We start from the raw sequence: 26,571 nt of genomic DNA, 5'->3' as shown, positions 1-26,571 counted from the left end.
CGTTCCGCTTGCATTAACTCGACTGCATCTTGGATTGTCTTCGGTCCTCCCTGCCTATACGCGTGCCTCCAGCCTTGCGCCGTTAGAGCTTAAGATGCCATAAAGCTCGCAGCCGCCCCGGGGCACCTAGCCTCCCATACCTGAAGATTCGGCTCACGCTCCACTCCGTCGAACGCAGTCCTGATATCATTTATTCCATCTATAAAGGTCGCACCCCGAGGAGGACAGAACCAGCCGCACTCACCGGAAAGCTCTCCGTGAGAGCAGCATCTATCACACCGTTTGTAAGCCCAATACTAACTTCACCATATCCAATAGCAACGTCAGCCACCTCAAAAGCCAAACCGATAAGATCGACACTTCGCTTGCCACCAGACTCGCTCGTGGCACCATTCTTCATCGGCTGGGCACGCGCAGCTTGGCTGCCAGTGATCGCTTGACCTGACTGGGTGTTACCACGGAGGCTGCCAATCGGCCCCGAACTTGCAATACTATCCTTTATACAAATGTTGGATCCGGTGGGTTTTTCACAACGCCCATCTTGATCAGTAAACTTATAGGGATTGTTTGCGGCATATTTATAGCGATTGAACATCCCAATCGGACCACTCAAAGCTGTCACTGGATCTACTGACAGAAATCTTGGTATCGTTGGGTCATAGTACCGCTGCTGCATGTAACTCAGCCCGGTCGCCGCATCGTGCACGCGTCCCTGTACCCCTGCCCATCCCGCGGCGTCGCGATCACTAATTTTCACCCGACCCGTCGAAATTTTAAACCGGCTAAGCCACTACGCTGCCAAGTATCAACAAAGCGCTTACTTACAAATATCGGGCTCACGCGCAGATTAACTAGTTTAAACGCATCAATGCCCTTCAAAGGCTCATGGACAAAGGCATATTTCCACACCATCATTATTCGCCCATCCTCAAAGCGGACAAGTGAAGATTCGGATTCGTCAAGCGCAGGCAATGCATGCAGTGGATTTAACGCAAGAAGACCCGCATTCCGACACGCCAGCGGCAGCAACTCGCCAGCATGCCCAAGCAGTTCACCCAGCGCAAGAACTGCCTCCGCCCTGAATATCAATGCATGATCGCCCAACCACGGAGAATCTGACCTTAGAAGATGGCGATGGCCCTCTTTCTTGATAAGCTCCATCTGTACCGGAACCCACTCTACATCCTTTCTCCTGCCATTTATCTCTCTATTTATCGTTTCGAAATCTCCCGAATCAACAGGGTGACAATATTCGTAGCCATCTTCACCAATAGGAATAAATATCTCATCGCTCATGGGAATTTTCCTGAAGCAAGCCCTTGCCGAATCGTCTGTAGGACCTGTAGGAAGCAGGGGTCAGAGTACCAATTCCTTAACCAGATAACCGATCCTGTTAGTCATCCGGAGCAACCAATTTCTCGGCGATCTCAAGCGCATCACGGGCACGCCCATTTTTGAGCAGCCTTACTGCCTCGCCGAACAGCACGGATCGCTGAAGTTTCATGGTTCAAGAATCTCTCCGCTCATCGGCGAGTTCAAACTCATTCCAAGGCCAACCTCCACGGCCACCTTCGAAATACAGATATGTGCCTTCTTTGATAAAGGTGATCCTGGCAAATTCATCAATTTTTAAGCCGAACGCCTCGATATCCTGATAAAGACCACGGGTTCTTGCACTTGGCCTGAAACGCACCCAATCTCCCACTTTGAATGGACACTGGCTAATCTCACCCATTACTCACCCGTGACTAGAGGACATGGACCTGTAGGGAAACAGGGGTCAGAGTACTAATTTCCTTAAAAGGCACTCTGACCCTGTTTTCTCTCGCAGTACAGCTGATGATCTGCTGGCTCTGCTCGTCGCAGCCGTGCTACTCCTTGGCTTGTCATAATAAATAGATGGCAAACTCAATCCGTGCTCCCACGCGACTCATCTCCACAATATTATTACAAAAACAGACAGGGAAAATAAAATAAAACCCTTGTCATTATAACCCACATCTTAATGGACGAATTCATGTTATCGGAAGGGAATAATACAGTTCTTACAAGAGAATCCTGCCCCCTCAGCGAAAATAAACTTACGGGCATTCCCTCCTTTTTAAATTCAATGGAAAGTTTTACGATACAAATCGTCACGACCGCCGCCGCCATTATAAAAATAAAGATAAGTATATATATTTTATCCTCTCATTTATCAATATCTACCTCAGCAGTCACTGCGCCGATCAACACTTGTGATCAGTTCCACTGTGATTTTCTCTTTTCCCGCTAAATCGTTGCCACTCCATTTTTTGAAGGCGTCCCCCCAACGGCAAGGCATTGCATCGAGCGCAACGTTCAGATCTCCTACACTGTACTGAATCTGTGCCTTGAACTTGCCGTCGTGCCCCGTCCTTACCTCCGTGACACTCACAACCTTTGGCATGGGCATACCCTTGCTCGCTAGTTCGGTGATCGCAACCACGCCACCATCCACAGGCTTACCGCTATCAAAGAAAGCGCCCCCTTCCACGCTCAGAGTCGTTACATGTTGGCATGCGGAACAACTTAGCAACCCAGCCACAAACAGCGTGTACTTACGGAGCGATAACTTTATTGATTTGGTTGCCATAGTTTTCCAATGAGTATTGGATGGCTGACGTGTGGTTAACGAGCAGGTCCGTTAGATTCACATCTAAACAGGATGAGCACGATACATCTCCGCTGAGAAATAGATTTGGATAAGCAGGGAAACGGGAAATAGCGGTCGGGAAACAGGGGCAGAGTACTAATTTCCTTAAAAGGCACTCTAACCCCTGCCCCTAAAATTATATAATTTTAAATACGCAGCCTATGCTTCACGCTTCGAAATCCAGGTCTTAAATGCAACACCGCAACCGAGAAATGAAATCACACCGGCCGCTAAAGTTCCATTCAGAATAAACTTTTGCCGCATTGATAAGAAAATAGTCACCCCGTGCTGGAAATATGGATATATCTGCCCTGTTGCAACGTTTGATACATGTGGACTTTCGCGCATATACTCATCCATTAAATATGGGTGCACAATGAATGTCAGAATTACACCCGCCACTAACATGATTAACGTCACAATATAATTAATTCTAGTCATCGAAACTACTCCATACAGAAACTTCGGTTTCTGTCACTGTTCCAGATGCCCCCCCTCCTGCCCCAAGACCGAGAGAAAAGCCACCGCTATATATTTGCTTTTGTCCGGGCACCACGTCCGATTTTTCACCCTGCAGTGAGAAATGCCCCAGTACACCACCCCCGATATTTCCTGCCTTTCCAGACCCCCCTAAATCCTTGATAGAATCAGCATTTGACCAATTAAAAACAACACTTATATTTGCATCGTCGCGTGGACCAGCCCCCAGACCATTCATGCTGTATGAGCCAATTTCTTTATCGCTAACCGCGATTCCAAATCCAACTTCCGTTGCGCCGATTGCTGCTACGGAGCCATGGATTCCAATCTGAAACGTTCCACCTCTATCCCCTCTGTATCTCGAGTAGCTTGGTTGTGATGGATTTTGCTTAGGCGCGACATAACCATCCTTCCATGGCCCTGGCTGCCTTCCTTTCGGAGTTGGGCGATCTCCATATTTACCTGCATAACCACGCCCAATACCCGAGCCGGGATTGTTTGATGTTCTACTCGGCATGCTATTAACGATAAAAGATGTGCAGCCAGGAGCAACACCGCCTTGAATACGAGTTCCGCATCGGCCATCTGGATCAATGAACGAATACGGATTGTCGTTGGCATATCGGTAGCGATTGAACATCCCAACCGGATTGCTATAAGCCGTCACCGGATCGACGGATAGAAACACACCCAACTGCGGATCATAGTAGCGTTGCTGCATATACGTCAGCCCCGTCGCCGCATCCTGCACGTGCCCCGTGTATCCCGGGCCATCCCGCAGCGTCGCATTCACCAACTGTCCGTAGGGCTCGTACTCGAATCGGTCCACTATGTTCTTGCTCGCGTCCGTCGTCACGATCGGCGTGCCCTGTGCATCGGTGTGCTGGTAGCGCACGGTAGTCGTGCCGCCTCCCGTCGGCGCTTCCCGAATCGCTACCAGACTACCTCCCAGGTAAATGCGCTCGTACTGCTTGCCTTGACGATTATCATGGCTGTAGAGCGGCTGCCCGCTCAGGCTGTATTGCTGGTAGACGCAGGCAGTGGGTGAGCAACTGAGGGCCCGCCGGCCCTGACCGTCATAGCCGTACCACTCCTTGCCACTCGCCTCTCTTAGCCGGTTGCCCTGATCGAATACATAGACCTGCCCGTTCTTGTTGGCCAGGTTGCCCTGCGCGTCGTAACCCAGTCCCACCACACTCGTCCCGCTACAGTTGCCCGTCTTCACATTGGTCAGGCGCCAGGCCGCGTCGTAGCAATAGTAGTGGTTACGTACCTGACTTCCGCCGTTGACGGACACTTGAGCAAGATTGTCCAGCACGTCATACGTGTAGCTGGCCGTGCCGAACATGCTGGAGGTCGTCTGGGTCAGACGATCGAGCCCGTCGTAGCTCATGCCGCGCGTCTGCCGGCCGTTCACCCCGTCCACGATCTGGGTCACATTGCCAACACCGTCGTAGCTGTAGGTCAGGTCCAGCCGACGGTCCGCCGTTGCGCAGCTACCGCTCGCGGTGCAGTCCGTGCTCTTGCTGGGCAATTGCCGGGCGTTCTGCGTCAGCGTGTGGATGACGCCATTGCCGTAGGTGAAGCCCTTGATCGCGCCGTTCGGGTAATAGCTCACACCCGTCGCATAGCTGCCGACTTGGCTGGGTTGTCCCAGGGCGTTGGGGACATAATCCACCATCAAGCCACTTGGGTAGCGCTGGCGGCTAAGGAATCCATTGGCGTCATAGTCGTGGTTCAGCCCCAGCGTCATGCCACCTATGTATACCGACTCGCTAATCAACAAGCGACGCTTGTTGTAACCGTAGGTGGTAACCGCCGGATCGGTGACATTCGGATTGACCACCGAGATAGAAACAGGCAATCCGTCCGCGGCATAGCTCCAGCTCTGGTTGCCCTTGCCATCGGCAAACACCAGCGTCTTGAGCCGGTTGCGTGCGTCATAGGTGCGGTCTGTCCGGCGCGCCGCCACTGCAGCGCTGGTGCCACCAGCCTCGCAGGCCGTGCCGCTGGCCACGCCGGAGGCCGACCACTTCAGGTTGCCGGCCGCGTCGTAGCCCATCAACGTGGCTCCGGTCTCCGGCTCCACCGTGCGGCACAGCTCCTGATGGGTCGTGTAGGCATAACTGCGGGTCACCGACTGGGTGCTGTCGCTGTTGCGTCGGGTGATGGCCGTGGGCTTGCCGAACACGTCGCGGGTGATGCCGGTATAGGCGCCCTCGGGATGCTGGATCGCCACCGGCTTGCTGTAGTCCGGCTGGTCGAAAGCCTGGAAGCTGGTGGTGGTCTGCTTCCCCTTCGGGTCGGTGACACGCACCTGCCCGCCGGCGAGATAGCTCGTCACCGTGGTCAGCAGCCCCAGCTCGCTATCTTGCGATGAGGAGGTGACCCGCCCCAGCGCGTCGTACTCGGTCCAGCTGCCGGTGCTCAGGCCGTCGCTGGTTCCGGGATACGAGGCAAATACCGGTCGGCCTTCCGCATCGTAGGCCAGGCGCTGGAACCGCTGGGTCGCCGCCACGGCGCCGTTGTCGTACTCCCGGGTCACGAGCGGGCGCCACAGCGCATCGAAGTAGGTCTCCTTGCGCGCATTGCCGGTGGCCACCACCTGCTTCCAGTGACCGGCGGCCAGGCCATACTCGACGCCGTTGACCTGCGAGAACGTCTGGGTGGTCGTGTTCCACGCCACGCTGTCACTGCCGGGATAGGTGATGCTCGCCAACCGCCCCATCGCGTCATAGCCATAGCTGGTGGCGTAGCCGTTCTCGTCGGTGACCGAGGTGATCCAGCCGCTGTCGTTGACCACCGCCGACTCGCCCGTGCTGTCGGCATGCGTGATCGACTGGGGAACGCCGCGTTTCCACGACGACAGCGTGGTCGTGTTGTTGTTGCCGTCCTTGACCGTGGCCAGCGTGCCGTCGGTGTTGTAGCTCAAGCTCTGTTGCAGCTTGCCGAACGACCAGCTCTGCACCGGCATCGCGTTGCCGTCGTAACTGGTCTGTGACACCACCAGCCCGGTGGTGCTGTTGGTCACCTGCGCCACCTGGTCCAGGATCCACCTGGCCGTGTTGTCGTGGTATGCCGTGACGTCCGTGCGGCTACCGGACGGGCCTGAGCGCGTTACGCTCAATGGTCGTGCGTAGGTGTCGAAGCTGTTGACGGCTGATTGGAAACTGACGCCGTCCTGCTGAATGAGCGTGCTTACCTCAGGACGCACCTGGGCCGTACTGGGATCATCACCGTTGTAGATAATGCCGTAGCGTGGCGCGAACGGCTGGTTTGCCACTTGTGCAGTGGTCAGATAGGTCGTCGCGCGAGTGCTGACCACGTTGCCGGCAGCATCCAGCGTACTGCTGCCCAGCAACTTGCCCTCGTTCAAGGCGTACTGGAAGCCATAACGATATTTGGTTCTGGTCTGGTCCGGGTTGGTGACCACGACCTCTTTCTCGGTCTGACAGGTGGTGCAGGGATAGTTGGCCGCAACACCGCTCGAACCCCACAAAGGTTGGTAGCTGCCACCGTAGCTGTAGATCCATTGCAGCGGCGATGCGAGGCCGGGCCCGGTGATGGTCTTCTGGTACAGCGAGACAACGTCGAAGAAGTTCGGCGTATTGAGGACAAAGTAGTAGCTATTTTGGGGCACTTCACCTTCGCCACTGAAGTTGTTGGCGTACTTGAAGCACTCGCTCATGTGCACGCCGCTACGATAATGGCGAGCATTACTGAAGACGAAACTCCCTTGTGCACCACTGGGATGGACAACACCAAAAGTGAATTGCGCCGATACCTCAGGCGGCTGCTCGGCGCAGTTCGAGGTCGAATTTCCGTCCCAGCGCACATAGGAAGGACTCAACGCATTGGAGTAGGTGTACTGCCAGCGCGTACTGTCGGGCAGCGTCACCCCGCTCAGACGTGTCTGGCCTTCCACCGCTCCGTATTGATAGGTCCAAGTCCGTCCATTCGCGCTGGCCGAAGCCAAATGCGCGCCGTTATAGGCCAATGTGATCTCGCGACCATCGTTGGACCAGATGCGTACCGGGTGTCCATCGCTGTTGTACTGATATTGGACTGTATTGCCGAAACGGTCCTCGACCTTGCTCGCCAGCAGATATATCCGGGTCCGGGTCGTCTTGATCGACTGCAGTACTTCATGCCCGAGCGGACGCTCCATGATGCCGGCGACACGGGTCACTGCAAGATCGAAGTAATAACGCTCTCCACCGGTAGTGGTCACGCGGAAGCCCTCGCCCGTCAGACCTGATTGCATTGGAATGCAGTTGATCGCATCACGCTGACCGGTGGTCCAACGGCGGGCTACTCCATCGCTAGGTCTTGGCGTATTGCTCTCCAGGCCCAGCATCGTACGATCACCTGCACTTGGTATATGAATGGTGTTGCCCTGCCAGATCTCGGACACGTTGAAGCCGCCGGAGACCGTGGGCACCATCGAGGCCGAGCAACGTTGATCACTCCAACCAGAGACCGGCGCGAACATGCCGGAAATGTGGGGAACTTCCACGTCCCAACCACCGGCACCTTCCAGATTGGAATTGAAGTTGCTCGCCGTTCCGGCCAAATGGATCTCGACGTTGAATCGGCGCTGCAAACGCACCGACAACGAGTTATTACCGGCCAGGTCAATATCGGTGTTGACGAATTCAGTCTTGCCGTTGAAAAGACTGACGCTATCCCCGAACAAATCGTTCTTCAGCGCTGTCAGGTTCTGCGACGACTCGATGCGCTTGCGATATTCCTGATAAGGCTCAACCGCCTGCGCCACCTGGAACGTTCCGCAGATCACCACAATCACGCCGATCCGGCGCAACCACTTGCCTTCCATGTCCATCCTTAGTTCTCTCGTCGGCGAATGCAATCCTGCATCGCGATACCGCGAACGTACTGACGCTTCGCCCCTTCGTCAGCAGCCGCTATATAACATATCGTTGCGCCCAAGGGCCCCCGAAGGGGCCTGACCCCGCGCCGCTACCGCATCGGCCGCGGCGAACACCCTGGCATGCGCGCATCCGGCCGCAGGTCATTACGCAGCGCGGAGGTTGGCGGGTCGCAATCGATCCGCTGCACCACCTCGAACGACTCGACCATCGGCCCGGCCTGCGCCGACCAGCGTTGCATCGAATAGCCGTCCAGATGGTATGGCGACCCATCCTGGCCGTCGTAGCGATACAGGTGTGAGACCACGACGCGATCGCCCAACGCCTGATCGGGATTGCCCGCCGCGCGGGCCAGTGCGATGCCCGGATCGGCCAATGGTGCCCCCGCTGCTGCCGGCGGCACTATCAGATAGACATAGCCATCGACCACCTGCCGCCATCTCAGCGAGTGCCGCTGGTAGCGGACGAATTCCTGCATCACCACCCGGTTCGGCGACACGCCCGGCAGGCGCGCCAGATCCTGCGCCAGTTCCAGCGCGGTATCCGGTTGGAGATCGTGCACGCCCCAGGCCAGCGCCGGGCAACCACCGGCCAGTGCCTGCGCCGCGCGATCGCGCAGTTGCTGCTGCAGGTCAGGTACGTGGTGACGGTCGGCGAGTTCGGCCGGCAGCCAGGCGCGCAGGTGCATCGCATCGCCCAGGTAACGGCCGAAGAAATCCTGTTCGGCCAGTTGCCGGAACGGCGGCGTCGACGGGCCGAACTTGTACGGCAGCATGATCGCCAGCTCCTGGCCTGCGCAGCCGGGCAGATGCGCGACGAACTCGGCCGAGGCGCGCCAGTTTTCCTGACGCTCCAGCACGCGTCCACGCAACACCAGCAATTGTGCGGCGACCAACACCAGCAGACCTGCCGCAACCCAGCGTCCGCGGCGACTGATCGCGGACGGACCGGCCGCGTCATACAGCCATGCCAGCAGTACCCATGCGAACGGTGAGGCGGTCAATAGATTCCGCGAAGAGAACGACGGCGCAACCGCATAGCTGACGACGATACCGCTGATGATGACCCCGATCAGAACGAACACGCCGAGTTGCGCGGCATGCGCACCCGGCACACGCCAGCGCGCCAGCGCTGCATCCGGCTGGATCCGCAGCAGACGCCGCACCAGCCACGCCAACACCAGCAACTTGACCGCCACACCCGCCGACGCCGCTGCAACGTCGCGCACCGCGATGCCGGTCTGGCCCACGAAGAAGCGCATGCCGGTGTCGAACCACATGTTGTGGACGTCCTGCTGGGTCGAACGCAGCAGCACCACCACGTAGGCAAGATTGACCGCCAGGATCACCAGGCCCGACGCCGCCAGCGCGAAGCGCACGCGCCAGTCACGCACGCTGATGATCAGGAACAGCAGCACCATGCCGGTCGACAGCAACACGTACGAATGCACCAGGCTGCCGGCCAGGCCGAAGCCGCTGACCGCTGCCCACAATCCCCACGGGAATCGCCCCGGCGCACGCTCGCGCAACGCCGTCGCGGCGACCAGCAACGCACTGGAGAGCGCCATCGCCAATGCATAACCGCGCGCGTTCTGCGACTGCTCGAACCAGAACATCGACAGCGCGCCCAGCGCCGCCGCAAACCCCAGCGCGATCGGGGAGAAACAACGCCGCATGCCACGTGCGAACACCACAATGGCAGTCACCGCGAAGATCGCGCTGGGCAGCCTCAGCACCCACTCGGCCAGTCCGAAGTGGCGCACCCATGGGTACATCAGGAAGTAGTACAGCGGCGGATGGGTATCGGTCAGCGCGCGCCGCCATACCTCACCCAGGCCACCGTCGTGACCGATCACATGCAGGGTGAACAGCTCATCGGTCCAGTAGTTGCTGGCACCGAAACCGACAAATGCGGCCACGCAGGCGATGGCGGTAAGCGCCGCGTAGCCCCAGGCGGGCCAACGCGGCAGCAGCGCGGTACGGGCGTCGGGAACGGAAGCGTCCTGCATGGGCGGTTATTTCTCCAGAGCGGCGGCTCCGATCTCCGCCTCGACGATGGTGGCGATAGCCACATGCTCGCGCTTGCGCCATGCCGTGCGTGTGGCGATCTGGTAGTTCCAGACACCGGCGAACAACGCGCCCGCGGTGCCCGCCAGCAGGAAGGGCGCGTTCAACGCCGCCAATGCACTGCCCAGCGTCTCGCTGACGATCGCCCCGCTCAGGCAGCTGGCGTAGAACATCGCCAGCCCGTGCCACCGCCGCAGCCCGGTCAGGCGCCGATCGCGGAAGGTCAGCAGGTTGTTGAGCTCGAAGTTCCAGGTCATCGCCAGGCTGATCGCCACCAGTTGCGCCAACCAGAACGGCAACTGCAGCCCGCCGGCGGCACACAATACCGACAAATGCACCAGCAACCCACTCAGGCCGACGCCGAAGAACAGCGCCGCGCGTGCTGACACCCGGCCACGCGTGGCCTTCTCGAACAACTGTGCGCCCAGCTCCAGCAACACGCGCAGATCCAGCTTGGATTCGCCACCGGCGCGGCTGCGCAGGCAGGTGGGGATCTGCACGATCCGCGGCCGCGCAATGGCCGGCGGCGCCAGCACGTCGAGCAGGATCTTGAAGCCCATGCCGGACAGGCTCGGGCGTGCCTTCTGGTACCACTGCCGGGTCATCAGGAAGCAGCCGCTCATCGGATCGGCCAAGCGCAATCCCAGCAAGGCACGGGTCAGCCCGACCCCGCCGCAGCTGAGCAGATGACGGGCACGGCTCAGGCCGGATTCGTCCGAAGCCAGGTAGCGGCTGGCGATCACCACATCGGCCTCGCCCCGCGCCGCGAGCATGCGCGCCACCAGTTGCGGATCGTGCTGACCATCACCGTCCATCAGCGCCAGGGTGCGGCCGCGTGCGCGGTCCCAGCCCTCGATCGCCGCCGAGGCCAGCCCGCGGCCGTTGCGTCGGCGCAGCAGGCGCACTCCCGCGTGGCCCGCGGCGAACTCGCGTACCGCATCGGCGGTGCGTTCGTCCTTGGAATCATCGACAACGATGATCTCGTGACTGCATCCGGCCAGCGATGCGGTGACATCGCCCAGGACACCGGCAATGGCCTCGTGCTCGTTGAGCGTGCAGATCACCACGGAGACATCGGGGATACCGCTCGGACTATCGAATTCGGACGACATGCAAGCTCCTCAATGGACGAAGGGCCGGAAAACTCCGCCCCGTCGGTTGCGACACGTCGGGGATGCGCTGCCTTCCCCGTCGCTGGAGCCGCGAAGCTAGCGGGGCCTGTCCTTGGGTATTTGCCGATGCCGCCCGCATTCGTGCAGGGCTTGTCACACATACCCTCACGGGCCCGGACACCCCTGTCAAAACTCCATCAACCCATTGATTGCATGGATATTTCAAACTCAATTAACGCATTCATCAAGTTGACACAAATCAACGTTGCGGCATGAATGCAGGACAACCGGCGCCTCTTGAACGGCTCCGCGCGTCATCGCCACGCAGGCATCCGCGCGGCGCCCGGGCGCATCAGTCCAGGAACTTCAGTCCAGGAACAAGTCCGGCAGCAGCGGCGCGGCCGGGTCCGCCGCGTAGCCGGACAGGTCGGTGACGCCGGCTTCGGCCAGCACCTCGTCGTCGATCAGGAAACGACCGCTGAAACCCTCCGCCGGCCGGGTCAGTACCGCGTGCGCGGCATCGGCCACGATCTCCGGGCGGCGACCATTGGCGCTCTCCACGCCAGGGATCATGTTCAGCGCGTCGGTGGCGATCAGCGTGCGCGGCCACAGCGCATTGACCGCTACGCCCTGCGGCCCGAACTCGGCGGCCAATCCGAGCGTCACCAGGCTCATGCCCATCTTCGCGAGTGTGTAGCCGGTGTGCGGCCCCCACCACTTCGGATCCAGCGAGGGCGGCGGCGCCAGGGTCAGGATGTGCGGATTGGCCGCCTGCAACAGGTGCGGCAGACACGCCTGCGCGCACAGGAAGCTGCCGCGCGCATTGACCTGCTGCATCAGATCGAAGCGCCGCATCGGCGTGTCCAGCACGCCGTACAGCCAGATTGCGCTGGCGTTGTTGACCAGGATATCGATGCCGCCGAACGCATCGACCGTGGCCTCCACCGCAGCCCGCACCTGATCCTCCTCGCGGATATCGCACTTCAGCGGCAATCCCTGTCCACCCGCCGCGGTGACCGCATCGGCCGCGCTGTGGATGGTGCCCGGCAACCTCGGGTTCGGCACCGACGACTTGGCCGCGATCGCGACGTTGGCGCCATCACGTGCGGCGCGCAGCGCGATCGCCAACCCGATGCCCCGCGAAGCACCGGTGATGAAGAGGGTCTTGCCTGCGAGAGTGGTCATGGGCTCGAAGTCAGGGAGTGGAGATTGGGGATTCGGGGAGAGCGTAACCGCCTTTCGCAGGAGCGGCTTCAGCCGCGATGGGGCTCTCCCCTTTGAATCTTTGTACAGGGCTGCTGAAGCGGGATCTGCATGACAGCCCCGTCGCGGCTGAAGCCGCTCCTACGATCCCCCATTCCTTATTGCCCATTCCCGGCTTCAAGGTTTCGGCCCCTGCCCCTCGTTGTCTTCCCAATGCAGGATCCGGCGGGTAACGAAGCGATAGACCGGCTTGCCGGTGGCGAACCATAGCTCGCGCACCCATGAATGGCGCTTGAGCAGGCGCTTTTCGACCGGCGTCAACGCTTCGCGGCAGTACATGCGCTTGTGCTTGAGCAGGTGGCGCAGGTCCTCGCGCGCGAGCAGGCGCATCCAGCGCGAGCGTGGATCGCCGCGTACCGCCAGCTGGAAATCGATCAGCGCCGGACTGCCGTCCTCCAATACCAGCCAGTTCGCCTCCTTGGCCAGATCGTTGTGGGCGATGCCGCGACGGTGCACCTGCTGCAGCAATCGGCGCGCGGCGCGGAAGTAGCCCAGATCACCGCGCGGCGGGCGCTGGTACATCGCTTGCCCGGCCATGAAGCTGCGATCCAGCCATGTACCGTCCCAACTGAGCAGGCGCGGCGTGGCCGGCATGCCATCGAGCTGGCGCAGCGCCAGCGCCTCGCGCCGCGCCAACCACCAGGCCGGCCACCGCAGCCACCACGGCGAAGCGGTGAGATCGCGCCGCACGAAGGTTCCAGAAGCGCCGTGCACCAGCAGGATGCGGCCGAAACTGTCGGACTTGAGTGCGGAGGTATCGGCGGGCAGCGGTTTCATCGGGTGCATTCTAGGTGTGTCTTGCTGACGGAAAGTATCCGACAACGTCACTGGGTCCCCGCCTGCGCGGGGACCCAGCGTCTTGCATCACGCAGATCGATCTCACACGCAGATCGCCCACTCGACTGCCTGTCAGCAACACCCCCCTATAATCCCTGGATGAATTCATCATGGATTGACGCCACGCTGGAGTGGATCAGCAACCACCCCACCCTGGCGGGCGTGGTCATCTTCGCGATTGCTTTCAGCGACGCGGTCATCATCCTCGGCGCGATCGTGCCGGCGCTGCCGCTGCTGTTCGCGGTCGGCGTGTTGATCGGGCTCGGCCAGATCAACGGTCCCTACGCGGTCGCCTGCGCCACGCTCGGCGCGTTCTTCGGTGACGCACTCAGTTACTGGGTTGGCCACCGCTGGGGTCATCGTCTGCGTGGCATCTGGCCGTTCAGCCGCTATCCGCAGTTGCTGGATCGCGGCGAAGTGCTGTTCCGGCGCAATGCTTTCAAAAGCATTCTGATAGCCCGCTACGTCGGTGCGATCCGTCCGTTCGTGCCGGCGATCGCCGGCATGGCGCGCATGCCGTTGCGGCGTTACGCACTGGCGAGCGGAATGGCCTGCGTCTCGTGGGCCGTGCTGTTCCTCGCGCCCGGCTGGGTGCTCGGCCAGGCCTACGACGCGGTCGCCGCGGTGGCTGGGCGATTGTTCATCGTGGTGACGTTGTTGATCGTGGTGCTCGGCCTGGTCTGGGCCGGCGTGCTGTACAGCTACCGCTGGTCGGCCACGCACCTGGATGTGCTGCTGACGCGGCTGCTCGACTGGTCACACCGGCATCCGGTGATCGGCAACTGGTCCGGCGGCGTGCTCGACCCGCGCAGGCGCGAGTCGGTGCCGCTGGCGGTGCTGGCGGTGATGTTGCTGCTGCTCGGCTGGGGCTGGTTCGCGCTGTTGATGGTGGTGGTGTCGCACGGCGAGCCGCTCAGCCTCGATCTGGCCGTGCACGATCTGATGCTGGCGCTGCGCAACCCGCTCGCCGACTACCCGATGGTGGCGCTGGCCTCGCTCGGCGACTGGCAGGTGCTCGCTCCGGCGATCGGCGTGGCGATGGGTTATCTGGCCTGGCGCCGACGCTGGATGTCGGTACTGCATTGGCTGGCGGCACTGGGCTTCGGCCTGGCGCTGACCATGCTGCTCGGCGCGACCGTGCACGTGGTGCGTCCGCCTGCGGCCAGCAGCGGCTTCGGCTTCCCGTCGGTGGCGGTGACGATGGCCACGATCACCTTCGGCTTCTTCGCCGTGCTGATCGCACGCGAGTTGCCCGGCCGCAGCCGGGTGTGGCCGTACCTGGTGTGCGGCGCGATCGTCTCCACGATTGGCTTCGCGCGCCTGTACCTGGGCGCGCACTGGCTCAGCGACGTGATCGGCGGCATGTTGTTCGGCATCTTCTGGCTGCTGGTGCTGGGCATTGCCTATCGCCGCCGCTTCAACCGCCCGTTCTGGACCAAGCCGGTGTCGTGGCTGTTCTACGGCAGCTTCCTGCTGGCGGCAATGGTGTTCGCACCGCGCAATCTGGAGCGCAAGCTGGCCAAGTTCGAACCGCCGCCGCCGACCCCGATGGCGCTGCAGGCCACCGGCTGGTGGCAGGGTGACTGGCAGCAGCTGCCCGCGCGCCGCAACGAGTTCGACGACGACCAGCGCTGGCCGCTGGACGTGCAACTGGCCGGCCCGCTGGCACCGTTGCAGCAGCAGTTGCAGGCGCAGGGCTGGCGCCTGCAAGCGCAGGCCGGTTGGGAACAGGCACTGCAGGTACTCAACGTCAGCGCCACGCCGGAGGACGTCCCGGTGTTGCCGGCCACGCTCGACACCCAGGTCGAAGCGCTGCTGATGGTGCGCAAGGGCGAGCAGCCCGACGAGATTCACGTGCTACGACTATGGCCGGCCGCCGCGCGCCTGCAACCGGGCGATGTGCCGCTGTGGCTGGGCAGCACGCAGACGCTGCACTACGACCGTCACTTCAGCCTGATCGGCCTGTGGCGTCCGCTGCGCGGTGTCGATCCGGCGCTGCAAGCATTGACGCAATCGCTGGGCGGCCTGTCGCATCGCACCGAACAACGCGCCAATTCGGAGGTGCCGTTGCTGTTGATCGACGCTCGGTAAAGGCCGGGATTGGGGATTCGAGATTCGGGATTCGCAAGAGCGATTCCCGCGCCGCTTTTACGAATCCCTAATCCCCAATCACGAATCCCGGCTTCCTTACGGTATCCAGCAGAGCAACTGATCCAACCGCCGATGTGGATCATCCATCTGCAGCAATGCCAACCGCTGCTGCTCGCCCAGCGGCAGCAGTTCGGCCAGTCGCCAGCTGACCCAGGCGGCCTGATCCAACTGCGCCGTGCTGGCCGTGGCGTATTCGCCGCCGGCCTGTTCCAGCATGTGTTCCAGCACCGTTGCCAACAAGCCGTGCTCGGGGCGTAGTTCGTCGTCGTTGTCCGGCTCGCACCACGCCAGGTCGCCGATCACCAGCCCGCTGTCGCGTACCCGCGCGCGCAGCACGTGGAAACGCCGCACACCACGCAATCGCAGCACCAGCACGCCGTCCGCGCCGACGTCGAAATCATCGACCTTGACCTCGACGCCATACGCCGCCGGCGTGGCCGGCGCGCCGACCTCGTCCCCTTCCAGGATCAGGCAGACGCCGAAGCTGCTTCCGTTACGGCCGCAGTCGCGTACCAGATCCAGATAGCGCCGCTCGAACACCCGCACTCCGATCGTTGCTCCCGGCAGCAGCACGCAGTGCAGCGGAAATAGCGGCAACACATCAGTCGATGCCGGCTCGACCATCAGGACAACCGCTCCAGCAAACGCCGCGGCGCGCCGTCGAAGCCGCCGTTGGACATGAACACCACGTGGTCGCCCGGCTGCACATCCTGCGCCAGCACCTCCAGCAGCGCATCGACATCGGCCACTGCCTGCGCGCGCCCGCGCACCTGCGCGATCACCTTGCCGGCATCCCATGGCAGTTCCGGCCGCGCCAGGAACACCACCTCATCGGCGGCATCCAGCGACGGTGCCAGCGCCTGCGCGTGCGCGCCCAGCCGCATCGAATTGCTGCGTGGCTCCATCGCCACCACGATGCGGGCATTGCCGACCTTCGCGCGCAGGCCTTCCAGCGTGGTGCGGATCGCGGTCGGGTGATGGGCGAAATCGTCGTAGAGGGTGATCCCGCGCGGCTGCCCGATCACTTCCATGCGGCGCTTGACGCTCTGGAACTCGCGCAATGCCGGCATCACCGCAGCCGGATCGACGCCGACCGCATGCACCGTCGCCAAGGCAGCCAACGCATTGAGCACGTTGTGGCGACCGAGCAGCGGCCACTCGACACGGCCGATCTCCACGCCCGACTTCAGCACCGCGAATACGCTGCCATCGGCCTCGATCAAGCGCGCACTCCACTCCAGCGCAGGATCGAAGCCGAAGCGCTCCACCGGCGTCCAGCAGCCCATCGCCAACACCTCGGCCAGACGCGCGTCCTCGCCGTTGACGATCAAGCGGCCATTGCCCGGCACGGTACGTACCAGATGATGGAACTGGCGCTGGATCGCGGCCACGTCGGGAAAGATGTCGGCGTGGTCGAACTCCAGGTTGTTGAGGATCGCCACCTTCGGCCGGTAGTGGACGAACTTGCTGCGCTTGTCGAAGAACGCGGTGTCGTACTCATCGGCTTCCACCACGAACTCGCGCCCCGTCCCCAAACGAGCCGACACGCCGAAATCCTCGGCCACGCCGCCGATCAGAAAGCCCGGCTCGCGCCCGGCCGCCTGCAGCAGCCAGGCCAGGATCGTCGTGGTCGTGGTCTTGCCGTGGGTACCGGCGACCGCCAGCGTGTCGCGCCCGGGCAGCACCTGTTCGGCCAGCCACTGAGCGCCGGAGGTGTAGCGACGGCCCTCGTCCAGCACCGCCTCCACCGCCGGATTGCCGCGCGAGAGCGCGTTGCCGACCACCACCTGATCGCAATCGGCGGCGATGTTGCCCGGCAGGTAGCCCTGCGCCAGCGCGATGCCGAGTTTTTCCAACTGAGTGGACATCGGCGGATAGATCGCCTGATCGCTGCCTTCCACCTGCACGCCCAATTCGCGCGCCAGTGCGGCCACGCCGCCCATGAAGGTGCCGGCGATTCCGAGGATATGGATCTTCAAAACGGTACTTCCATGGTCACTCGCCGCACTTTAGCCGAGCCCAGCGGATCCAGCACCCCACGCGGCGCACTCGGTCGAGGGCAGCACAGCGAAAGCCCCTGTCCCGGGACGGCTGGCCCCGGCACCGGAAAACCGCCCGGCAGCGCATCAGGGAATTCTGACCGCCTGTCGGGAACTCCCCGATATCGCCAGGACCCATTCATTGACACAATTCTCCACGCCAGTCGCAGTATCCCGATCGGTCCTACTCCCCAAGAGGCCATCCCCAAGGGAGCTCATGCTGCGGGGCCCTGAGCAAGCTCGACCACTGGCGCTTACAACAAACCCCGGTACTGCCATGCAGCACCGGGGTTCTTTTTTTTGTGAGTCCTTCACAAGAACGCGGCACATCCTCAGTGCCGGGCTTTTCGTTTGCGGATGAGTCCTGGCAGCCGGCCATACCCTGGTTGCCTCGGGGAAGCTCCGCCGAACAACCTTTGTCGCCGGATGTTCCGGCCAGGAAACCTATCCCGGCCGGCGACGCTCAGCCCTGGATCGCGGTGGTTATCCGATCGAGCACTTCATCCAGCGAACCCACGCCGTCCACACGTGCCAGCGTGCCGCGCTGCTCGTAGAAGCCGATCACCGGGGCGGTCGAGTCGTTGTAGATCTGCAGGCGCTTGCGCACCGACTCCGGGTTGTCATCCTCGCGACCCTCGGCCTTGGCGCGGCCGGCGATGCGCTCGACCAGCAGCTCGGTCGCCACGTCCAACTGCACCACCGCGTCGAGCGGCTGCTCGATCTCGGCCAGCAGCCGGGTCAGCGCATCGGCCTGGGCCAGGTTGCGCGGATAGCCGTCGAGGATGAAGCCCTTGGCGGCGTCCGGCTGGCTCAGGCGCGACTTGAGCATGCCGAGCAGGATGTCGTCGGACACCAGCTCGCCGCGTGCCATCACTTCCTTGGCCTGCAGGCCGAGCGGCGTGCTGGCGGCGACTTCGGCGCGCAGCAGATCGCCGGTGGAGATATGCGGAACCTGCAGCTTTTCCTTGAGGCGTGCCGCCTGCGTCCCCTTGCCCGAGCCGGGCGGGCCCAACAGAACCAATCGCATCAATATGACTCCATACGTACGTGAGAATGGGGGGCGGCGCGCGGCGTTAGACTCGGGGGAATCGCCATCGTTGCGCCGCAACGGCTTTCAGCTTACCGCATCCGGGCAATGTCCCGGCACTGTCCCGCGACCCAGGAGCTTCGTCCCTATGGCCCAAGGCACCTTGTTATATGCCCAGTCCGGCGGTGTCACCGCCGTCATCAATGCCACTGCCGCGGCGGTGATCGGCGAGGCCCGCGCCCGCAAGGTCAAGGTGCTGGCCGCGCGCAACGGCATCCTCGGCGCGCTGCGCGAGGAACTGATCGATACCTCGAAGGAGTCGATCGCGGCGATCCGCGCACTGGCGCACACGCCGGGCGGCGCGTTCGGCTCGTGCCGCTACAAGCTCAAGTCGCTGGAGGCCGATCGGGCCAAGTACGAACGCCTGCTGGAGGTGCTGCGCGCCCACGACGTGCGCTGGTTCCTCTACAACGGCGGCAACGACTCGGCCGACACCGCATGGAAGGTCTCGCAGCTGGCGGAGGCGTTCGGCTACCCGCTGCACTGCATCGGCGTGCCCAAGACCATCGACAACGACCTGGCGATCACCGACACCTGCCCCGGCTTCGGCTCGGCGGCCAAGTACACCGCGGTGTCGGTGCGCGAAGCGGCGCTGGACGTGGCGGCGATGGCCGAGACCTCGACCAAGGTGTTCATCTACGAGGCGATGGGCCGTCACGCCGGCTGGCTGGCCGCCGCCGCCGGGCTGGCCGGGCAATCGCCGAACGAGGCGCCGCAGGTGATCCTGCTGCCCGAGCGCGCGTACGACGAGGCGGCATTCCTGGCCAAGGTCGACGCGGTGGTGAAGAAGGTCGGCTGGTGCGTGGTGGTGGCCAGCGAGGGCATCCACACCGCCGACGGCCGCTTCGTCGCCGACGCCGGTGGCGGCACCGACGCCTTCGGCCATGCCCAGCTTGGCGGCGTGGCCTCGTATCTCGCGCAGCGGGTCAAGCAGCAACTTGACTACAAAGTGCACTGGACGCTGCCGGACTACCTGCAACGCTCGGCCCGCCACATCGCCTCGAAGACCGACTGGGAACAGGCGCAGGCCGTCGGCAAGGCTGCGGTGCAGTACGCGCTGAAGGGCATGAACGCGGTGATGCCGGTGATCGTGCGCAGTTCGGACGCACCGTACCGCTGGAAGATCGAGCCGGCACCGCTGAGCAAGGTCGCCAACGCCGAGCGCAAGATGCCGCCGAGTTTCCTGAGCAAGGACGGCTTCGGCATCACCGAGCGCGCGCGCCGCTATTTCGCCCCGCTGATCAAGGGCGAGGCGCCGTTGCCATATGGCAGTGACGGCCTGCCCAGGTATGTGGCGCTGAAGAACGTGGCGATCAGGAAAAAACTGCCGGCCTGGCAGGAAGCCTGACAAGGCTTCGGAAGGACGCTGCATTTCGGACGGACACAGGGCCGCAATTGCGGCCCGCTCTAGCGGTCCATACAATCCGCCCGGCCAGCAAGGCTTGCTGGTCTTCGCCATTGCCATGCAGCGACTCCACTCCCCGCACTCGCGGGAGCCGACAAGGACCGTACCGAATGAAATGCCAACCTCTGTTTGCCGTGCTGCTGCTCGCAGCGGCGGCTCCCGCCCTCGCGTCCACCTGCGAGGACAACTTTCAGAAGAAGGGAAACCCCATCACGGGGACCACCTACACCACCTCGGTCAGCCTGCCCGATTTGAGCGTCCAGAGCGCGATCGGCCAGATGCGCGTGATCGCCAAGGGCGCCAACATGGATGTGCTCAGCGAAGATGCCGAAGGTGGCTCGATGCTGATCGAAGAACCGGAGACCTTCTCCCACAAGCCGATCCCGATCATCATCAGCGCCACCCACGAGGCCGGCACCGGCACGGTGGGCATGATGGTCAAGCTCAACAAGGGCGCCTTCGCCAAGGCCGACAGCATCCGTGCGGAGATGTGCACGCTGCTGACCCAGATCAAGCCCGGCAAGGCCGGCGAGCAGTTCGCTCAGTCCACGCCGCAGGCATCGACGGTCAGCATCACCGCCGACAAGTTCGGCTTCCAGCTGCGCAACCAGCACAAGGACAACCCGGCCGCGATCGAGCCCCGCTACCAGGGCAAGACCTACGCCATCACCGGCCGGATCAACGGCGTGCTCAAGAGCGGCGGCACCTACAACACCGGTTTTGAAATGACCGGTGACGGTTCAGGCGGCATCGATTTCGAACGCGTCGCCATCACCTGCGCCTTCGCGCCGAGCCAGGCGGCTTACGCGCTGGCCTTGCGTCCGAAGGAGAAGGTCACCCTGATCGGCGTGGTCGACCACTACGACCAGTTGGGTCGCGTGCTCTGGCTGAAGGACTGCAAGGGCAGCTGAGCCCGGCGCGCAAAGCATCATCGCTACATCGAGGCCCGGGCGGTTGCGACCGTCCGGGCCTTTTCATTGGATGCCGAACTGTCCCAAGCCTGCAGGTCGGACGGACATCGACTCAGGCGAGCGGCATCACCGGCAGGCTTTGCCTTCGACCTTCATCTGTGCGGCGAACAGCGGGATCGGAATCCGTGCGATCTGCCCGGCGGCGGCCTGCTTCTTCGCATCCTCCAGATAGATACGCGACTGCCCTTGCCCATCCAGCTGCGGCGTATTGTCCGCCGGCTTGCGCCAGACCCTCACCACCGCCTGCTGCGACGGGCACTGCGCACTCGGCACGCGGATCACGTCGTTGAGCTTCCAGCCACTGGCTTCGCTCGGGGCGGCCTTGTCGAAATCGACGAAGCGCGCGCGCGGCTGGCAGGTCGGGCTGCTGCGCACCGTCGTGAACGTGTAGGGCTGCGCGGCATCGCCGGTGAATACCCCTTCCAGTCGCGTGCAGGCTTCGGGAATCTGCCGCAGCGTATGCACGGCACCCACCGCCTGCGGCGTTCCGACCGGACGTTGCAGTTCGGGCACGGGATCGGCAGCCATGGCCAGGCTGGTGACCGGCAGCAGGCCCGCCAGTACGAGCTGACGAAAGTCCATCGCAGAGCTCCTTGGGAGTGAGGGGCGAGCAGGCTGTCACGGCATGACTGAACCTTCCGGAAAAGCCGCGCAGTAGCGGTACCGCACCCCCGCGCGCATACTCGACCCCGATCCAGGCAAGCATGAACATCGCGACGTGAGCTTCTGGCCCCAGGCCGACGAGTCCGTTTTCGCAGTTTCACTCGCCGTGCCACGTCCCTCGTTCGTCCCTTGGCTGGACGATATCCATCATCCTTGGGAGGGGTCATGCTGGAACAGTACGGATTGGCGCTGTCATTGGGCTGCGCACTGCTTGCGATTCTCTACGGCGTGGTATCGGCACGCTGGGTCCTGAAACAACCGGCCGGCAATGCGCGAATGCAGGAGATCGCCGGCGCCATCCAGGAAGGCGCACGCGCCTACCTCAACCGGCAATACCTCACCATCGGCATCGTCGGCATCGTGCTGTTCTTCGTCGTCGGCGTGTTCCTGAGCTGGCATACCGCGATCGGCTTCGCGATCGGCGCGGTGCTGTCCGGCCTGGCCGGCTATATCGGCATGAACGTCTCGGTGCGCGCCAACGTACGCACCGCGGAAGCGGCACGGCGCGGGCTCGGCGCGGCCATGGACGTGGCGTTCCGCGGCGGTGCGATCACCGGCATGCTGGTGGTCGGACTGGGCCTGCTCGGCGTGGCCGGCTACTACACCGTGCTGACCCACCACCTCGGCGTAGGTACCGAACAGGCGCTGCATGCCTTGGTCGGCCTGGCATTCGGCAGCTCGTTGATCTCGATCTTCGCGCGCCTGGGCGGCGGCATCTTCACCAAGGGTGCGGACGTCGGCGCCGATCTGGTCGGCAAGGTCGAGGCCGGCATCCCCGAGGACGATCCGCGCAACCCGGCGGTGATCGCCGACAACGTCGGTGACAACGTCGGCGACTGCGCCGGCATGGCCGCCGACCTGTTCGAGACCTACGCGGTCACGGTGATCGCCACGATGCTGCTGGGCGGGCTGATGACCGCCGAAGTGGGCCGCAACGCGGTGCTGTACCCACTGGTGCTGGGCGGTGCCTCGATCATCGCCTCGATCATCGGCGCGACCTTCGTGAAGACCCGCGAAGGCGGCTCGATCATGGGCGCGCTGTACAAGGGATTGATCGTTTCCGGCGCACTCGCCGCGATCGCGTTCTGGCCGATCACCACGCAACTGATGGCCGACTCGCCCCATGGTGCCGGCGCGCTGTACGCCTGCGCGCTGATCGGCCTGGTGCTGACCGGCCTGATCGTGTGGATCACCGAGTACTACACCGGCACCAACTACAAGCCGGTGCAACACGTGGCCGCGGCCAGCACCACCGGCCACGGCACCAACATCATCGCCGGCCTGGGCGTGTCGATGAAATCGACCGCGTTGCCGGTGGTGGCGGTGTGTGCGGCGATCTGGGGCGCGTTCCATTTCGGCGGCCTGTACGGCATTGCGATCGCCGCCACCGCGATGCTGTCGATGGCCGGCATGGTGGTCGCGCTCGACGCCTATGGCCCGATCACCGACAACGCCGGCGGCATCGCCGAAATGGCCGAGCTGCCACCGGAGGTGCGCGCGGTCACCGATCCGCTCGACGCGGTCGGCAACACCACCAAGGCGGTGACCAAGGGGTATGCGATCGGCTCGGCGGCGCTTGCAGCACTCGTTCTGTTCGCCGACTACACCCACAACCTGCAGGCCGCGCATCCGGGCGAGACATTCGCCTTCGACCTGTCCGACCACACGGTGATCATCGGCCTGCTGATCGGCGGCCTCATTCCCTACCTGTTCGGCGCGATGGCAATGGAAGCGGTGGGCCGCGCCGCCGGTGCGGTGGTCGAGGAAGTGCGACGCCAGTTCCGCGAGATCCCCGGAATCATGCAAGGCACCGCCAAGCCACAGTACGACCGTGCGGTGGACATGCTGACCCGCTCGGCGATCAAGGAAATGATCCTGCCCTCGCTGTTGCCGGTAGCGATCCCGATCGTGGTCGGCCTGCTGCTCGGGCCGCGCGCGCTCGGCGGCTTGCTGATCGGTACGATCGTCACCGGCCTGTTCGTGGCGATCTCGATGACCACCGGCGGCGGCGCCTGGGACAACGCCAAGAAGTACATCGAGGACGGCCACTTCGGCGGCAAGGGCAGCGAGGCGCACAAGGCCGCGGTGACCGGCGACACTGTCGGCGATCCGTATAAGGACACGGCTGGGCCGGCGATCAATCCGCTGATCAAGATCATCAATATCGTGGCATTGCTGATGGTGCCGCTGCTCTGACCGGAGCTGGTTGCGCTCCCCTCTCCCGCTCACCGGGAGAGGGGAGTCAACGGTCACAAACAATCGATCAGGCTTTCGTAGATCGGCTGTCCGCCAGGCAACGGTTCGAACAGCGGTTGTTGCACGGCCAACGCCTGAAGGAATTCCGGCTGGGTCAAACCCCGTGGCAATGCGAGCGGACAGTTCCAGGTCCGGGTGTCGATCAGCAGACGTCCGGTGCGCGGCTCGACGCTGATCTCGCTGGCCGCAAACGTCCACGTGCACTGCCGCATCACGCCGCTGACGCGATTGACCGAGCAACGCAGGCGCAGCGGCCGATAGTCGCTGTATTCGCCCTCGCAGAACGTGTCCCCGCAGATCGCGTCGAAATCTCGCCCCAGGCCACGCTGCACCTGGTAGAAAGCCTCCCAGCCCTCGCTGTTGCCCGGATAGTCGACCACATCGACATATCCCGGTTCCGCCGCCGTTGCTGAACCCGCCAGCAACACCGCCAATACACCGGCCATACCCATTCCCTTGCGCATCTGCCACTTCCTGTTTGAGGGGGAAGCCAGCATCGCCAACGGCAAAGCCGCCGGATATCGGCTCCCTCCTCGCCCGTAAGCCGGAAATGACAGGCAGACCCGGTCGGGAAACACCGACCCACCACGCTGCAGCGCAACAGCCGAACGCGTAGAATTGGCCGCCTCATCACATCACTGCAAGCTTCGGAGCTAGCGCATGGGTCTGGAACTGGTCAACTCCGGCAAGAACGTGCCGGAAGAAATCAACGTCGTCATCGAGATCCCGAAGGATTCCGAGCCGGTCAAATACGAAGTGGACAAGGCCAGCGGCGCGATCTTCGTCGACCGCATCCTGTCCACCCCGATGCGCTATCCCTGCAACTACGGCTACGTGCCCAACACCCTGTGCGGCGACGGCGATCCGGCCGACGTGCTGGTGGTGCTGCCGCTGCCGCTGGTACCGGGTTCGGTGGTGCGCTGCCGTCCGGTCGGCGTGCTGAAGATGAGCGACGAGGCGGGCAGCGACGAGAAGATCCTGGCCGTGCCGGTCGCCAAGATCTTCTCCGGCTATGCCCACATCGAGGACATCGAGCAGGTGTCCAGCCACTGGCTGGAACGCATCGGCCACTTCTTCGAGCACTACAAGGACCTGGAGAAGGGCAAGTGGGTCAAGCTCGATGGCTGGGGCGGCGCCAAGGAAGCCAAGCAGATCCTGCTCGAAGCCGTTGATCGCTATCAGGCCGACTCGGTCTGAGTTTCGAAAGACCGGTCCGGCCCTGGCTGGACCGGTTGCTCTGGTGATCGGATCACGTTTCGCGCGTGCTCCCGATGACCCACCCCAATGGATTGGGTACATTGCCGATGTAATCCAGGCCGTCATCACCGCCGGCCCGATCTTGGGGAAATGCCTTGCGTATCCTGTTTGTCGGCGACGAAACCCGCTTGCCGCCGGAGCTGGCGAGCTATATCCGTGATCTTGGCGATGACTGGCATGCCCAGCAGGTGCCGGATGGCAATGCCGCAATCGCCGCGGCTGCGCAATCGCCGTTCGATGCGGTCATCGTCGCGCCATCGCTGCCCGACCTGACGCCGGCCACCCTGCTCGGCCAGATCCGCACCTTGCGTCCGGAGACGATCCGGATCGCCCTGCTCGAAGCCAGCGAGGGCAATCGCACGCCCGCAGCGCGCGTCATCGGTGTGGCCCATCGCTTCCTGCCGTTGCCGCTGCCACCGGAATTCCTGCTCGAGGCGATCACCAGCCTAGAAGAGCTGCGCGAGCTGCTGGACAACCCGCGCCTGCGCAGCGCGATCGGCCGCATCGAGAAACTGCCCTCGCCTCCGCACCTGTACATGCGGCTGATGCATGCCCTGGAGGAAAACGACACCAGCGATGCGGCCGACATCGCCCGGCTGGTGGCCGGCGATCCGGCAGTCGCGGCGAAGGTATTGCAGCTGTGCAACTCGGCGTTCTTCTCCGGCGGCCGCGCGATCACCGACCTGCGCACGGCGGTCACTCGCCTGGGCGTTTCCACGCTGCGCGACCTGGTGTTGGCCAGCGAGGTGTTCTCGGTATCGACGTTGTCGCCGGCCGAGCGCGCCGCGATGCAGCGTCGTGCCCTGCTGGCCTCACGCATCGCCAGCAAGATGCTGCCGCAGTCCAGCGCCGAACTCGGTGCCACCGCGGCACTGCTGGCCGACATCGGCCTGTTGTTGCCGGGCGTACGCGATGAGCGTCAGCACTCCGCGACCGAGGATGACACGCGCCCAGGCCACACCGAAGCCGGCGCCTACCTGCTCGGCCTGTGGGGCCTGCCGATGCCGATCATCGAAGCAGTGGCCCTGCACCGCCAGCCGCAGCGTTCGAGCCTGCGCAGCTTCTGGGTGACCGGCGCGGTGCACGTCGCAACCGCACTGGCCAGCGGCGAACCGGTCAACGAGGAGTACCTGGCCAAGGTCGGCGTAATCGCGCGCCTGCCGCTCTGGCAGGAGCAGGCGGAGACGCTGTCGGGGCAGACCAGCGAGGTTTGATCGAGCGCTCGCGCGCCGCTCCATTCAATTCACGCTTTTCAAGAAGCCCGGCTTTGCAGTCGGGCCTTTTTATGCCTGCATGCAACAAAGTTGCCATCTCATGGCAATTAATGTTCATGAACAAAATATAAATATGCCCACGGGTTGTTAAGTTTCCGTTGCCGTCATTCCACCGCAGTTCATATCGCGGAGTGACGCCGCCACGGC

Annotated in this window: 20 protein-coding genes; 6 read left to right on the top strand and 14 right to left on the bottom strand. The window is 62.9% G+C overall.

What is annotated here, in order from left to right; all coding sequences use genetic code 11:
* Positions 1–199: 199 nt before the first annotated feature.
* The 9 genes from AC3WJE_RS04215 to AC3WJE_RS04175 all read right to left on the bottom strand — a co-directional run bounded on the left by AC3WJE_RS04215 (position 200) and on the right by AC3WJE_RS04175 (position 13,261).
* Positions 200–706, bottom strand: coding sequence for an RHS repeat-associated core domain-containing protein (locus AC3WJE_RS04215; RefSeq protein ID WP_493729525.1), 507 nt, complete (start codon positions 704–706; stop codon positions 200–202).
* 47 nt (positions 707–753) lie between these two features.
* A complete protein-coding gene (locus AC3WJE_RS04210; protein WP_493729524.1) occupies positions 754–1,296 on the bottom strand; it encodes a hypothetical protein in 543 nt (180 codons plus the stop codon).
* A gap of 211 nt (positions 1,297–1,507) precedes the next feature.
* Positions 1,508–1,735, bottom strand: a complete 228-nt coding sequence (locus AC3WJE_RS04205; RefSeq protein ID WP_493729523.1) for a hypothetical protein — start codon at positions 1,733–1,735, stop codon at positions 1,508–1,510.
* 474 nt (positions 1,736–2,209) lie between these two features.
* Positions 2,210–2,614 carry a hypothetical protein gene (locus tag AC3WJE_RS04200; RefSeq protein ID WP_493729522.1) on the bottom strand — a complete coding sequence of 135 codons (405 nt, stop codon included), beginning with the start codon at positions 2,612–2,614 and terminating at the stop codon, positions 2,210–2,212.
* A gap of 493 nt (positions 2,615–3,107) precedes the next feature.
* Positions 3,108–7,991 (bottom strand): RHS repeat domain-containing protein, encoded by a 4,884-nt coding sequence (locus tag AC3WJE_RS04195; protein ID WP_493729521.1) that lies wholly within the window; start codon positions 7,989–7,991, stop codon positions 3,108–3,110.
* Positions 7,992–8,134: 143 nt separating this feature from the next.
* Positions 8,135–10,051, bottom strand: coding sequence for a glycosyltransferase family 39 protein (locus AC3WJE_RS04190; protein WP_493729520.1), 1,917 nt, complete (start codon positions 10,049–10,051; stop codon positions 8,135–8,137).
* Positions 10,052–10,057: 6 nt separating this feature from the next.
* Positions 10,058–11,221 (bottom strand): glycosyltransferase, encoded by a 1,164-nt coding sequence (locus tag AC3WJE_RS04185; protein ID WP_493729519.1) that lies wholly within the window; start codon positions 11,219–11,221, stop codon positions 10,058–10,060.
* 366 nt (positions 11,222–11,587) lie between these two features.
* Positions 11,588–12,406, bottom strand: a complete 819-nt coding sequence (locus AC3WJE_RS04180) for an SDR family oxidoreductase (protein ID WP_493729518.1) — start codon at positions 12,404–12,406, stop codon at positions 11,588–11,590.
* A 195-nt stretch (positions 12,407–12,601) separates the two neighbouring features.
* Complete coding sequence (locus AC3WJE_RS04175; RefSeq protein ID WP_493729517.1) at positions 12,602–13,261, bottom strand: serine/threonine-protein kinase; 660 nt, start codon at positions 13,259–13,261, stop codon at positions 12,602–12,604.
* Between the two features lie 159 nt (positions 13,262–13,420).
* Here AC3WJE_RS04175 and AC3WJE_RS04170 point away from each other — a divergent pair, with 159 nt between their 5' ends.
* Positions 13,421–15,412 (top strand): bifunctional DedA family/phosphatase PAP2 family protein, encoded by a 1,992-nt coding sequence (locus tag AC3WJE_RS04170; protein ID WP_493729516.1) that lies wholly within the window; start codon positions 13,421–13,423, stop codon positions 15,410–15,412.
* A gap of 96 nt (positions 15,413–15,508) precedes the next feature.
* On the opposite strand, the gene AC3WJE_RS04165 is transcribed toward AC3WJE_RS04170, so the two are convergent.
* The 3 genes from AC3WJE_RS04165 to AC3WJE_RS04155 form a co-directional block, all read right to left on the bottom strand.
* Complete coding sequence (locus tag AC3WJE_RS04165) at positions 15,509–16,096, bottom strand: LON peptidase substrate-binding domain-containing protein (RefSeq protein WP_493729515.1); 588 nt, start codon at positions 16,094–16,096, stop codon at positions 15,509–15,511.
* Positions 16,096–17,451, bottom strand: coding sequence for a UDP-N-acetylmuramate:L-alanyl-gamma-D-glutamyl-meso-diaminopimelate ligase (gene mpl / locus AC3WJE_RS04160; protein ID WP_493729514.1), 1,356 nt, complete (start codon positions 17,449–17,451; stop codon positions 16,096–16,098). Before mpl ends, AC3WJE_RS04165 begins: the two co-directional genes overlap by 1 nt.
* Before the next feature lie 523 nt (positions 17,452–17,974).
* A complete protein-coding gene (locus AC3WJE_RS04155) occupies positions 17,975–18,538 on the bottom strand; it encodes an adenylate kinase (RefSeq protein ID WP_493729513.1) in 564 nt (187 codons plus the stop codon).
* A gap of 148 nt (positions 18,539–18,686) precedes the next feature.
* Here AC3WJE_RS04155 and AC3WJE_RS04150 point away from each other — a divergent pair, with 148 nt between their 5' ends.
* Together AC3WJE_RS04150 and AC3WJE_RS04145 are read left to right on the top strand one after the other, a co-directional pair.
* Positions 18,687–19,946 carry a 6-phosphofructokinase gene (locus AC3WJE_RS04150; protein WP_493729512.1) on the top strand — a complete coding sequence of 420 codons (1,260 nt, stop codon included), beginning with the start codon at positions 18,687–18,689 and terminating at the stop codon, positions 19,944–19,946.
* A gap of 167 nt (positions 19,947–20,113) precedes the next feature.
* On the top strand, positions 20,114–20,914 hold the full coding sequence (locus AC3WJE_RS04145; RefSeq protein ID WP_493729511.1) for a hypothetical protein: 801 nt from the start codon (positions 20,114–20,116) through the stop codon (positions 20,912–20,914).
* Between the two features lie 126 nt (positions 20,915–21,040).
* Here the strand turns inward: AC3WJE_RS04145 and AC3WJE_RS04140 are convergent, their stop codons facing one another.
* Entirely contained in the window at positions 21,041–21,556 is a 516-nt protein-coding gene (locus AC3WJE_RS04140) for a hypothetical protein (protein WP_493729510.1), read from the bottom strand.
* A gap of 246 nt (positions 21,557–21,802) precedes the next feature.
* On the opposite strand from AC3WJE_RS04140, the gene AC3WJE_RS04135 reads away from it, so the two are divergent.
* Positions 21,803–23,833: a sodium-translocating pyrophosphatase gene (locus AC3WJE_RS04135; protein WP_493729509.1), complete on the top strand. Its 2,031-nt coding sequence runs from the start codon at positions 21,803–21,805 to the stop codon at positions 23,831–23,833.
* A 53-nt stretch (positions 23,834–23,886) separates the two neighbouring features.
* Here the strand turns inward: AC3WJE_RS04135 and AC3WJE_RS04130 are convergent, their stop codons facing one another.
* Complete coding sequence (locus AC3WJE_RS04130; RefSeq protein WP_493729508.1) at positions 23,887–24,357, bottom strand: hypothetical protein; 471 nt, start codon at positions 24,355–24,357, stop codon at positions 23,887–23,889.
* Between the two features lie 196 nt (positions 24,358–24,553).
* Between AC3WJE_RS04130 and ppa the strand changes: the two genes are divergently transcribed.
* Both ppa and AC3WJE_RS04120 read left to right on the top strand, forming a co-directional pair.
* A complete protein-coding gene (gene ppa, locus AC3WJE_RS04125; protein ID WP_493729507.1) occupies positions 24,554–25,090 on the top strand; it encodes an inorganic diphosphatase in 537 nt (178 codons plus the stop codon).
* Positions 25,091–25,245: 155 nt separating this feature from the next.
* Positions 25,246–26,364, top strand: coding sequence for an HDOD domain-containing protein (locus tag AC3WJE_RS04120; RefSeq protein ID WP_493729506.1), 1,119 nt, complete (start codon positions 25,246–25,248; stop codon positions 26,362–26,364).
* Positions 26,365–26,571: the final 207 nt, after the last annotated feature.

Source organism: Pseudomonas sp. GW821-FHT07E12, from assembly GCF_058986605.1.
The sequence above is the reverse complement of the archived record's forward strand: the minus strand, read 5'-3'. Positions and strand labels throughout refer to the sequence as shown.